Origin of the sequence: Sphingobacterium sp. SGR-19, assembly GCF_011043555.1 — a bacterium.
Taxonomy (GTDB): domain Bacteria; phylum Bacteroidota; class Bacteroidia; order Sphingobacteriales; family Sphingobacteriaceae; genus Sphingobacterium.
The window spans coordinates 190,489-201,641 of sequence record NZ_JAAKGS010000004.1; the positions used below are offsets into that span (position 1 = coordinate 190,489).

Consider the following 11,153-nt stretch of genomic DNA (forward strand, 5'->3'; position numbering starts at 1 on the left):
ATGTTGACGATAGGATTCGATTACGTGTTTTTAAAAGTAGTATCTTTGATTTAAAGAAAAGGAAAAAATATGAAAGAAGTTACAGTTCAGGAACTCAAAGAAATGATTGATCGCAACGATGATTTCCAGCTTATTGATGTGCGCGAGCCTTTTGAATATGAAGTTTCTAATTTAAATGGATTAAACATCCCGCTAGCAGGGATTGTAATTGAAGCAGACAAGGTCTCGAAAGATAGACCGGTGATTATTCAATGTCGTAGTGGTAAACGCAGTGCCCAGGCGGTTATGTTGTTGGAACAACAAGGATTCGATAATTTGGCCAACTTGACAGGCGGTATCTTAGCATGGAAAGAAGAAATTGATCCGGAAATGGATGTTTATTAACGTTCATATCGATAATAAAAAAAGGAAACATTAGTTTCCTTTTTTTATTATCGAAAAAAGTTCTGGCTTTTTGGACAAAACTCTTAGCAGACATGGCTGTTTTTTATATAAAGCAAAATAAAAAGCATATTTCAACAAAAAAAATATAAATATTTGTTGCTGTGTGTATTTTGTGCTTAACTCAATTAAAGTTTGTTAATTTTAAAACGTAAAGCAAAACCAACATAAATATATAAAAAACAATATTATGGGGATGACCACTACAGCAAACAACAGCTTCTTTGAAAGTGTCCAGCGGAATTTTGACAAGGCCGCTCAATTTACGCGATTTGACCAGGGAATTCTAGCCCAGATCAAAGCCTGTAATTCTATTCTTCGGGTAAAATTTCCCGTTAAGATTGGAGACAATATTGAGGTTATCGAAGCTTATCGGGTACAACATTCACATCATAAGCTACCATGCAAAGGCGGGATCCGGTTTAGCTTGGAAGTAGATCAGGAGGAGGTTATGGCATTAGCAGCGTTGATGACGTATAAATGTGCCATTGTAAACGTTCCTTTTGGTGGAGGAAAGGGAGGGATAAAAATAGATTCACGTAAATATTCCACTTTTGAGTTAGAAAAGATAACACGTCGTTATACATCGGAGCTATGTAAGAAAAATTTTATCGGTCCAGGTATCGATGTTCCGGCACCGGACTATGGTACCGGAGCTCGTGAAATGAGTTGGATTGTGGATACCTATTCTTCTCTTAATCCTAATAATATCGATGCGCAGGCGTGTGTAACCGGAAAGCCAGTTTCTCAAGGAGGTGTCCGGGGGCGGACTGAGGCTACAGGCTTAGGTGTATTCTTTGGTGTCCGCGAGGCATGCTCCTTTCAGGATGATATGGAGAAGCTGGGGCTTACTACGGGCATTGCTGGGAAACGTGTTATTGTACAAGGGTTAGGAAATGTGGGATATCATGCTGCAAAGTATTTTCAGGAAGCAGGAGCAAAACTCGTCGGTTTAATTGAATATAATGGAGCAATCTATGACGAAAATGGGCTGGATGTTGACCAAGTGCAAGCGCATAGGCAAAAAACAGGAGGTATTCTTAATTACCCAGGGGCCATAAATTTTTCTAATCCCGCAGAAGGATTGGAGCAGCCTTGCGATGTTTTGATTCCGGCAGCTTTAGAAAGTGTTATCCATAAAGATAATGCTGATCGGATACAAGCAAAAATTATAGGAGAAGCGGCTAATGGTCCGTTGACATCTGATGCGGATATAATTCTGAACGAAAAAGGTGTTTTGGTAATTCCGGATATTTATCTGAATGCGGGAGGGGTTACCGTATCGTATTTCGAGTGGTTGAAAAATTTAAGCCATGTGCGTTACGGGCGTTTGGAAAAGCGTTTTGAAGAAAATATGTACAATGAGCTAATCGATATTATCGAATCTACAACAGGAAAACGCGTTTCTGATCTGGAGCGCAAAACTATTTTACGTGGACCAGATGAAATAGATTTGGTGCATTCCGGACTGGAAGATACGATGATAGGTTCATATCGTGAGATTCGGGATATTTATAAGAACAGGGAGGGGGTAGAGGATTTACGGACGGCTGCTTTCATCTGTGCTATCGATAAGATCGGAGTGGCTTATGAAGAGTTGGGAATTTTCCCATAACCAAAGATTCTGTATTTTTGTTGGATGAAGAATCTCATCCAACAAACCCAGCAAGCATTTTATTTTAGCCTAGGGTTTTATATCCTGGCGTTTATATTGTGGGTATTAAACGTTTCTTTAGCTTACATTTTAATAAGCATGGCGTTGCTGCTGTCTTTGGTGTGGATACTTTTGGTTTTACGGGAAATTATGCTCTCGGTTAAGTTGACCAATACTGAGCGGATATTTTTAATTATTTTTATCATCTTTGGTAATATTATAGCTGGGATGGCTTATTTCTTCTTTATGCGCGAAAAAGTCATAGGAAAACCCGTTAAAAAGTAAATATGACAAAGTATTTTATCTTAAATATAGTTTTGAATCTCGCCATTGCGTTTTTGGTGTACAGCGGCATCGTGTCTTTCCAAACAGGAAACCATCTTTTTTTGTTCATCTCTATAGCGCTGCTGGTGGTATTGATCTATTTCAAAGTGGTCTTGTTGAAAGTGGTGAAGAGAAATGTAAGGGAGGGAAAACAGCAACCGAAAGGAAAAAAATAGAGACGCAATACCTCGCGTCCCTATATTGAATATGATAGTATTCTTATTTAACAAAAGGAGCTTTTTTAACGACAGCTTTTACTGCCTGATTTCGGATGGATATATATATATCCGTTCCTTCTTTAGCAAAAGCTGCATCGACATAACCCAAACCAATGGATTTTTTTAGCGTTGGTGATTGTGTACCTGAAGTTACACGTCCAATCTTATTGCCGTCGGCATCAACAATTTCATAATCGTGGCGGGGGATCCCGCGTTCAAGCATTTCAAAACCTACCAGTTTCTGGGAAACACCATTTTCTTTTTCAGCTTTTAAGTTCTTGCTATTTACAAAATCACTCGTGAATTTTGTCACCCAGCCTAGACCTGCGGCGAATGGAGAAGTATGTTCATCAATATCGTTTCCATACAAACAAAAGCCCATTTCCAAACGTAACGTATCACGCGCGCCAAGACCAATGGGTTTTATGCCGTATGCGGCACCGGCTTCAAAGATTGCATTCCAAACTTTCTTGGCGTCTTCATTAGCTACGTAGATTTCAAATCCCCCAGCACCTGTATAACCCGTAGCGGATACCAGTACGTTTGATACGTTAGCGAATGTGCCTTTTCTAAAAGTATAATACTCCATCTCTGCTAGTTCGATATCGGTTAGAGATTGTAAAGCTTCGGCGGCTTTGGGACCTTGGACAGCAAATAACGATGTTTTGTCCGAAATATCTTTCATTTCCACCCCATACGTGTTATATTTACTAATCCAGTTCCAGTCTTTCTCTATATTGGATGCATTCACGACTAATAAATAAGTCTGTTTATCGATGCGGTAAGTTAGAAAATCGTCAACAATACCCCCTGTTTCGTTTGGTATATAGGCGTATTGTATCTTGCCATCGTACAACTTGGAAACGTCATTTGATGATATTTTTTGAATCAAATCCATTGCTTTTTCGCCTTTTAGAATGAATTCGCCCATGTGGCTCACGTCGAAGACGCCCACCGCGGTGCGTACAGTTTCGTGCTCATCGTTGATCCCTGAATATTGAACAGGCATATTGAACCCCGCAAAAGGTACCATTTTAGCACCAAGCGCTATATGATGCTCGGCTAACGCAATGTTTTTAATCATGATATCTAAATTTTTCCAAAAATAGGCAAAAAAAGACCATTTATATTCCCATTTGTTGTGCTATTTTCAATTCACGCAAACGATTTTACGCTATCGCTTTGTATTATAAATCCAAAATTTGTCGTACACGGGTAAATTCCGAATGTGTGGGCGCTTCAATATTAATTTCTTGCTGGGTTCTCGGGTGTTCAAAGGATAATTTTTGTGCGTGGAGCATCATGGTGTCCATGGAAAACTGCTCTTTCCAAAGTTTGTTTTGCTTATTGCAGCCATGAGGTCTATCGCCTAAAATAGGATGGGAAATATGAGCGAGGTGCTTACGAATTTGGTGCATCCGGCCCGTCTCCGGCCTGACTTCCAATAGGGAGTAACGAGAAGTAGCGTGTTTGCCAAAAGGGAGTGCAACCTCCGCACGGGATGACGTTCGGTAGTGTGTAATGGCATCTTGCAAGGAATTGTTTTCCTTACGAAGAGGATAATCAATTGTCCCTTGGTCATCGGTGTAGCCTCGTACTATGGCCCAATATATTTTCGTTACATTTTTGTTAGCAAAGAGTTGTTGTGTAAGCGAGTCCATTTCCTTATTTCGTGCGAAGAGCAGAATACCGCCGGTCTTGCGATCTAAACGATGGACGGGGTATACTGCTTGCTGTATCTGATCCCGTAAAAGTTGTAGAGCAAATTCGGAGGTATCCGCCGCAATAGACGATCGATGTACCAATAATCCATGCGGCTTGTTAATAGCAATTAAATCCTGATCTGCATATAGAATGTCTAACATTATAGCCCCTCTTTGATCATTTTGACTATTTCTGCTGCTTTTTCGTCTATTTTAGGGCTTAGCCAGATCGTGCCGAACGCTCCTCCGCCAATCGTATTTTCTTGGTGGCCCACACGTATTTTCGTGAGAGAAAAAAGATAGTAGTTTTCGACCTTTACATGGTTTTGCATGAATTGATCGATTAACGTATTTCCGAAAAGCTGAATACCAAAATCCACCATTTGTTCATTTTGCTCTCCAGCTTGCTGTTTAAGGAGCACGATGGCTTTTTCCCTTACTATCTTTTCGTGTTGCTCCTGTTCAGGGTTACTGAAGAAAGCGATAAGCATGAGCACGATCATGCTGAGGGCGAATATTCTTGTTTTGCTCATATTGGGTACAAAATTCTCTTTTCTTTTTTTCTTAACAAAAAAAGAAACAAAAAAGTCAAGGCTTGCATCGTTCCACTACCTTTCCTTGCCTATTCCTAAACAAAATAAACTCGCTAACGCTCAAACAGTATTTTGTTTTTAACGGAATATCCTGCGTAAAGCTAGCCGCGGAACGATGCTAGGCCGTTTTAGTTCGCTGAATTGCAATCAATCAATGATCGCGTTTTGTCCGCGATTGCACGATCCCTTCCTTAACCTTAATGTCGCCTATTTTTTGTTGAGTATGTAGAAATTTCTTTTTTGTACTATCCAATAAGGATTCAACAAAAAACAGTGACGAGGTTTTATGGATAAGAGTTTGTTTGTTTTGGTATCCATGAGTTCGTTTCGCTCGGTTTTGGTTCTTTTTTTACGGGAAAAAAAGAACAAGAAAATTTTATAATAATTCGAAGATCCCATCGATGTTACAGGTAAGCTTAATCGGGCGCACGTCGATGTCGAGGTTTCCGCCATCTGCCGAAGCAACATCTCCTACTTCTGCTTTTGCCGACATGGCATACATACGCGGAGTTGGTAAAATGTCATTCCAACCAAATGAGCTGTTATCGTTGATAGCAAGGACTTTTCCGATCTTGTCCCCGGTTGCAGTAGCGATAATCTCTGCATTAGTTCGTGCATCCTGCACTGCTGCTACTTTCAGTTCTTTCTCAATTTGACGCTTTTGAGAGTGATCGTAACCGTTTATAGAAGTATTTTGTATGCCTTTAGGATCTACTTGGTCCAGCATGTTGTTCAACCCGTTGAGGTTGGATACTTTAATCCTATACTGTTTCGCTTGTAATAATTGTTTGTTTTCTTTTTTCTTTGAACTGTCATAGTTATAGCTATAGATGTTTTGGATATTGAAATCCTCTTTTTTAACGCCAATAGCCATTGCAGCATCATAAAGCTGCTTTTCCAGTGTTTCGATATTGACTTTGTTCTTTGTATTTCCGTCCACAAAGTATTCTCTTAATGAAATGGAAATATAAACAATATCGGGTGTCACCTCTTTTTCAGCATATCCTCTCGTGGAGACTCTTCTGCTAGATTCAAAATGATTCGTTTGTGCGTTGGACATAGAGACCATACAGATTACTAAAATTAAACCGATTATATTCTTCATTTTCTTTGTTTTTATTGTTACTAATACAAAATTGCATGCGTATTGTTTGACGGTACAACTTGCTTTTCGTTTAAAATTGAAAATAAATAAAGAGACATTAAAAATTAATTTCTACCTTTAGAAACAATACATAATAATACAATACAATAATGCAAGAAGGCGTAGTAAAATTCTTTAATGAAACCAAAGGTTTCGGTTTCATTATTCCTAACTCTGGCGAGAGTGAAATTTTTGTTCACGTGTCAGGATTAGTAGACAAAGTCCGTGAGAACGATCACGTATCTTACGAAGTAGAACAAGGCCGTAAAGGTCTTAATGCGGTAAATGTAAAGCTTATCTAATTTAGATTTCAAATATATTTATTGTGAAGGGCTGTTTTCCGAATAGGAAAACGGCTTCTTTTTTATCCTTATAATTATAGTATAGTAAAAGCCAGACATTATCTTTCGGTCTGGCTTTTTTATTTATACGTTAGGATTGTTCGTAAATGGATTATTCCCTGGTGTTGGCGGGAAATTGCCAAAGGGATTGGGGCCGTCGCCACTTTCTTTCGGATCCGGACCAAATTCATTTGGGCCTTTGTCTCCTTCTTTGATCATTAGATATAGGAAATATAAGTTGACGAGAGGAATAAAGGCGAATACAATATACCATGTGGGACAACCTGTATCGTGAAGGCGACGTACCGCCACAGCTAGATTGGGGATAAGTAATCCGAGAGAAGCAAGACCCATAATAACGGATACCAACCCACCCAACATGGAGCTAATATAAGAAAGTATAGCACTTATGATACCAAGAGCAACATAGATTAACCAGACAAATAAAACGAACATCCAGAATTCCTTTCTGCGCGCCCGACCGTCGAAATTAGCGTAGTTTTCTTTTAATGTTTTCAGAAACCAGTCCATAACAGTAGATTTTAAGTAAAGTAAATAAGTAAACAAATGTTGTTTTGCTGTCTTAAAAATAGCAATAAAAATGTTACATAGAAATATTTAGTTAAATATTTCTTCCAGGATATATAATGAATTTACTTGGCCGAAGTTTTCTGTGTGCAATCTATAGAACTCCAACACTTTTTCTAGAAGATATTTTCTATCATCCTTATTCATGCTGATAAGGTGTGACTCTCCAAAATCAGTTTGTAGTAACTGGAGGAAAAGAGAGGTATGTGGTTCCTGTAATACGTGACCATGTGCGGGAAGGTTGTTGCCGAATACACCTTCCAGAAGATTAAAGTATGGATATCTCTGGTTATGATGGTGCAGGGGTAAAAAGCCCAGAAATCGGCTTAACTTAATCAGAAAAATCAAGTGAAAATTTGCCAAACGTCGATCTGTTTCGTCCAACCATATAATTGATTGTTGTATGAAATTAAAAAGAAAAGTATCCGGTGATTGGTGACGAAGCACTTTATAGAGTATTTCGTTCAGAAACAAGGCTAGCGAACCCTTGGTGATGTCCATCGGTATCTCCTTTAATATCGGTCGCGGCCGTACTTCTTTAATACGCTGTAACCCGTTGGTCTCCTTATAATATACGACGAGATCCAGGAGATGCAAAGGTTGGAAGAGATTTGCTGAAATACGTGCTTTGGGCTTTCTAGCTCCGTTTATGAGATAGGACTGCATGCCAAACGTCTCTGTGAAAACATGAACGACAATACTATTGTCTGCATAGTTGGTGGTCTTAAGAGCGATTCCTTGCGTTTTGTGAAGCATGTCTGTCTAAAGGACAAATATAAAAAGGAAAGGTTATACTTGTCGAAGGCGGAATGTGAATTGTGGAAAACTTTAAAAAATATTATTTCATTGTTTGCAATTCACAAAAGAAATATGGATATTTGCAAACTCTTTGTGAAAAGAGTGGTTGGAGAAAACAATATTAAAATCAAATATCATGTCAAGAATTTGTGATTTAACAGGCAAGGCGGCATTAACAGGGAATAACGTTTCACACTCAAACGTTAAAACTAAACGTAAGTTTTATCCTAACTTACAAACTAAACGTTTTTATATCCCGGAAGAAGACCGTTGGATTACGCTAAAAGTATCTACTTCGGCAATCAAGACGATTAACAAAAAGGGAATTACAGCAGTAATCGATAAATTTATCAAAAAAGGGTCTATTTAGTCGTTACCGCCTGTTATCAAAATATTCATGAAATCTGTCCGTCGTTTGGCGGATCAAATAAAGTAAAACAATGGCAAAAAAGGGAAACAGAGTACAAGTAATCTTAGAGTGTACTGAGCACAAAGAAAGTGGTCTTCCGGGAATGTCTCGCTATATCACCACAAAGAACAAGAAAAATACAACAGAGCGTCTGGAATTGAAGAAATTCAATCCGGTGCTTAGAAAAGTAACTGTTCACAAAGAAATTAAATAATTAACGTGTAGAGCATTAGCTCTCTAAAAAATATAAGACAATGGCAAAGAAATCGGTTGCATCGTTACAAAAAGGAGGCGGTAAGGAATTTACCAAGGTTGTCGTAACTACTAAGTCTGCCAAAACGGGAGCTTATACCTTTACAGAAGGCATGGTTCACAACGACAAGGTAAAAGAATTTGTAGCAGAAGCTGCAAAATAAGTTGCGCAGCAGCTATTCCTTTTTAAAGTTTTCTTTAAAATACAAGAGAAGCCGTTTTGGTATGTACCGAAAGGGCTTTTTTAGTATATTTACGTATTACTTTTTTTCATTCCATGGGATTATTTGATTTTTTTAAAAAGAAGCAGGAAACAGCAGAAGCGCAAGAAGCGTTAGATAAAGGGTTGGAAAAAACCAAAGAAGGGTTTTTCTCCAAAATAACCAAAGCTGTTGTTGGTAAATCGACTATAGATGATGAAGTTTTAGATAACCTCGAAGAAGTGCTCGTGATGTCGGATGTTGGCGTGACAACAACGTTAAAGATTGTCGATCGTATCCAGCAACGTGTTGCACGGGATAAATACGTAGGCACGGAGGACTTAAACCGACTACTCAAAGAAGAGATACAAGCCCTGTTGGCTGAAAATAACAGCAATGACTTCGAGACATTTGAATATGGTGCCCACAAGCCCTATGTGATTATGGTCGTAGGTGTAAACGGTGTCGGGAAAACCACTACCATCGGTAAACTTGCCCATCAATTAAAAGAAGCTGGAAATAAGGTTGTATTGGGTGCTGCAGATACTTTCCGCGCTGCGGCCGTAGATCAGATTAAATTGTGGGGAGAACGTGTTGGGGTTCGTGTGGTGGCACAGCCGATGGGTTCTGATCCGGCTTCGGTGGCGTATGATACCGTCAAATCCGCTGTGGCAAATGGAGATGACGTTGCTATAATAGATACGGCTGGCCGTTTGCATAATAAAGTGGGCTTGATGAACGAGCTGACCAAAATTAAAAACGTGATGCAAAAAGTCGTACCGGCCGCTCCTCATGAAATCCTGTTAGTGTTAGATGCTTCAACGGGACAAAATGCTATTGAACAAGCTACACAATTTACGCAGGCGACCGACGTCAATGCCTTGGCACTGACAAAATTAGACGGTACGGCAAAAGGAGGTGTGGTTATCGGTATTTCAGATCAGTTTAAGATTCCTGTAAAATATATCGGTGTAGGTGAGAAAATTGGCGATTTGCAACTGTTTAACAAAAAGGATTTCGTCGATTCGTTGTTTAAGTAATAGATGAGAACAAGAAATAGAAAAATGTCTACTCAAATGAGTAGGCCACGGGTGAATGTCGTGACGTTGGGATGCTCTAAGAATATCCACGATTCTGAAGTGTTGATGGGGCAGTTGAAAGGCAATCAAATGGAAGTTGTGCATGAAGCTTCCAATATACAGGAAAGTGATATTGTTGTCATTAATACCTGCGGTTTTATTGATAATGCAAAACAAGAATCTATCGATACCATTTTACAATATTCGGCATTAAAGGAGGAAGGAAAGATAAACAAGGTTATCGTGACTGGTTGTTTATCCGAGCGATATAAACCGGAACTGCAATCGGAGATTTCAAATGTTGATGCTTATTTTGGGACAAATGACCTTCCAGAATTGCTGACAACAATTGGGGCGGATTATCGACACGAACTAATAGGAGAGCGTTTACTGTCCACACCGTCTCATTTTTCGTATTTCAAAATCGCAGAAGGCTGTAACCGTCCCTGCTCGTTTTGCGCCATCCCCTTAATGCGAGGTAAGCATGTGTCTAAATCTATTGACGATTTAGTGAAAGAGGCGAGGTTTTTAGCGTCTAATGGAACGAAAGAATTGATACTTATCGCGCAGGATCTAACCTATTATGGGTTGGATATCTATGGAAAACGTAATCTGGCCGATTTATTACGTCATTTATCTGATGTAGATGGCATAGAATGGATTCGCCTGCAATATGCTTATCCCTCCGGTTTTCCAATGGATATTTTGGATGCGATGAATGAGCGTTCGAATATCTGCAATTACTTGGATATGCCTTTACAGCACATTTCCGATAATATGCTGAAATCTATGCGCCGTGGAACGACTAAACAAAAACAAATTGATCTTGTCCATCAAATCCGTGATAAAGTGCCCGATATTGCCTTACGTACAACCTTAATATGTGGTTATCCGGGGGAAACGGAGCAGGACTTTAATGAAATGTTGGAATGGGTAGAAGAAACCCGATTTGACCGTTTAGGTTGTTTTACCTATTCACACGAAGAAAAAACGCATGCCCATACCTTAGCAGATGACGTGCCACAAGAGGAGAAAGAGTCGCGTGTAGAGCAAATTATGGAGGTGCAACAGGGCATTTCGTACGAAGTTAATCAAGGTAAAATCGGACAAACGTTTAAGGTGCTTGTTGACCGTGTTGATGGTGATTATTTTATCGGTCGTACAGAATATGATTCGCCGGAGGTGGATAACGAAGTGGTTTTGGATGCCAGAACGGATTATGCACGTATCGGAGATTTTGTTCAGGTGAAAGTAGAGCGGGCAGAGGATTTCGATTTATATGGAAAAGTAATTAAATAGACTTTCGTCAAACGTTTGCTATAATTTCGATATTCCGATGGTAGCTTCGTACAAAAATATGTAAATTGTCCGCTCAATCCGTAGATATTACGAGACGACACGAACAGCGT

At 39.3% G+C, this 11,153-nt stretch carries 16 protein-coding genes; 10 read left to right on the forward strand and 6 right to left on the reverse strand.

Going from position 1 to position 11,153, the window contains the following annotated elements:
- Positions 1-69 precede the first annotated feature (69 nt).
- From G5B43_RS10095 to G5B43_RS10110, 4 genes are all read left to right on the forward strand, one after another.
- The gene (locus tag G5B43_RS10095; protein WP_165294621.1) at positions 70-384 is read left to right on the forward strand and encodes a rhodanese-like domain-containing protein; all 315 of its coding nucleotides are present in this window, start codon (positions 70-72) and stop codon (positions 382-384) included.
- A 253-nt stretch (positions 385-637) separates the two neighbouring features.
- Positions 638-2,056 (forward strand): Glu/Leu/Phe/Val family dehydrogenase, encoded by a 1,419-nt coding sequence (locus G5B43_RS10100; RefSeq protein ID WP_410528487.1) that lies wholly within the window; start codon positions 638-640, stop codon positions 2,054-2,056.
- 24 nt (positions 2,057-2,080) lie between these two features.
- Entirely contained in the window at positions 2,081-2,380 is a 300-nt protein-coding gene (locus G5B43_RS10105) for a hypothetical protein (protein WP_165294623.1), read from the forward strand.
- Between the two features lie 2 nt (positions 2,381-2,382).
- Entirely contained in the window at positions 2,383-2,595 is a 213-nt protein-coding gene (locus G5B43_RS10110; protein WP_165294624.1) for a DUF6358 family protein, read from the forward strand.
- A 43-nt stretch (positions 2,596-2,638) separates the two neighbouring features.
- On the opposite strand, the gene gcvT is transcribed toward G5B43_RS10110, so the two are convergent.
- The 4 genes from gcvT to G5B43_RS10130 all read right to left on the reverse strand — a co-directional run bounded on the left by gcvT (position 2,639) and on the right by G5B43_RS10130 (position 6,038).
- Positions 2,639-3,721: a glycine cleavage system aminomethyltransferase GcvT gene (gene gcvT, locus G5B43_RS10115; protein ID WP_165294625.1), complete on the reverse strand. Its 1,083-nt coding sequence runs from the start codon at positions 3,719-3,721 to the stop codon at positions 2,639-2,641.
- 103 nt (positions 3,722-3,824) lie between these two features.
- Positions 3,825-4,502, reverse strand: a complete 678-nt coding sequence (locus G5B43_RS10120) for a pseudouridine synthase (protein WP_165294626.1) — start codon at positions 4,500-4,502, stop codon at positions 3,825-3,827.
- Positions 4,502-4,873, reverse strand: a complete 372-nt coding sequence (locus G5B43_RS10125) for a DUF4359 domain-containing protein (RefSeq protein WP_165294627.1) — start codon at positions 4,871-4,873, stop codon at positions 4,502-4,504. Before G5B43_RS10125 ends, G5B43_RS10120 begins: the two co-directional genes overlap by 1 nt.
- A gap of 436 nt (positions 4,874-5,309) precedes the next feature.
- A complete protein-coding gene (locus G5B43_RS10130) occupies positions 5,310-6,038 on the reverse strand; it encodes an SIMPL domain-containing protein (RefSeq protein ID WP_165294628.1) in 729 nt (242 codons plus the stop codon).
- Between the two features lie 149 nt (positions 6,039-6,187).
- Between G5B43_RS10130 and G5B43_RS10135 the strand changes: the two genes are divergently transcribed.
- Positions 6,188-6,379, forward strand: coding sequence for a cold-shock protein (locus G5B43_RS10135; protein WP_093364840.1), 192 nt, complete (start codon positions 6,188-6,190; stop codon positions 6,377-6,379).
- A 123-nt stretch (positions 6,380-6,502) separates the two neighbouring features.
- Here the strand turns inward: G5B43_RS10135 and G5B43_RS10140 are convergent, their stop codons facing one another.
- Together G5B43_RS10140 and recO are read right to left on the reverse strand one after the other, a co-directional pair.
- The gene (locus tag G5B43_RS10140; RefSeq protein WP_165294629.1) at positions 6,503-6,949 is read right to left on the reverse strand and encodes a DUF805 domain-containing protein; all 447 of its coding nucleotides are present in this window, start codon (positions 6,947-6,949) and stop codon (positions 6,503-6,505) included.
- 87 nt (positions 6,950-7,036) lie between these two features.
- The gene (gene recO / locus G5B43_RS10145) at positions 7,037-7,762 is read right to left on the reverse strand and encodes a DNA repair protein RecO (protein ID WP_165294630.1); all 726 of its coding nucleotides are present in this window, start codon (positions 7,760-7,762) and stop codon (positions 7,037-7,039) included.
- A gap of 178 nt (positions 7,763-7,940) precedes the next feature.
- On the opposite strand from recO, the gene rpmB reads away from it, so the two are divergent.
- From rpmB to rimO, 5 genes are all read left to right on the forward strand, one after another.
- A complete protein-coding gene (gene rpmB / locus G5B43_RS10150; RefSeq protein WP_130142180.1) occupies positions 7,941-8,174 on the forward strand; it encodes a 50S ribosomal protein L28 in 234 nt (77 codons plus the stop codon).
- 70 nt (positions 8,175-8,244) lie between these two features.
- Positions 8,245-8,427 (forward strand): 50S ribosomal protein L33, encoded by a 183-nt coding sequence (gene rpmG, locus G5B43_RS10155; RefSeq protein WP_002998409.1) that lies wholly within the window; start codon positions 8,245-8,247, stop codon positions 8,425-8,427.
- Between the two features lie 40 nt (positions 8,428-8,467).
- Positions 8,468-8,629, forward strand: coding sequence for a DUF4295 domain-containing protein (locus G5B43_RS10160; RefSeq protein WP_165294631.1), 162 nt, complete (start codon positions 8,468-8,470; stop codon positions 8,627-8,629).
- A gap of 113 nt (positions 8,630-8,742) precedes the next feature.
- Entirely contained in the window at positions 8,743-9,705 is a 963-nt protein-coding gene (gene ftsY / locus G5B43_RS10165; protein WP_165294632.1) for a signal recognition particle-docking protein FtsY, read from the forward strand.
- Between the two features lie 36 nt (positions 9,706-9,741).
- Positions 9,742-11,043: a 30S ribosomal protein S12 methylthiotransferase RimO gene (gene rimO, locus G5B43_RS10170; RefSeq protein WP_240904833.1), complete on the forward strand. Its 1,302-nt coding sequence runs from the start codon at positions 9,742-9,744 to the stop codon at positions 11,041-11,043.
- Positions 11,044-11,153: the final 110 nt, after the last annotated feature.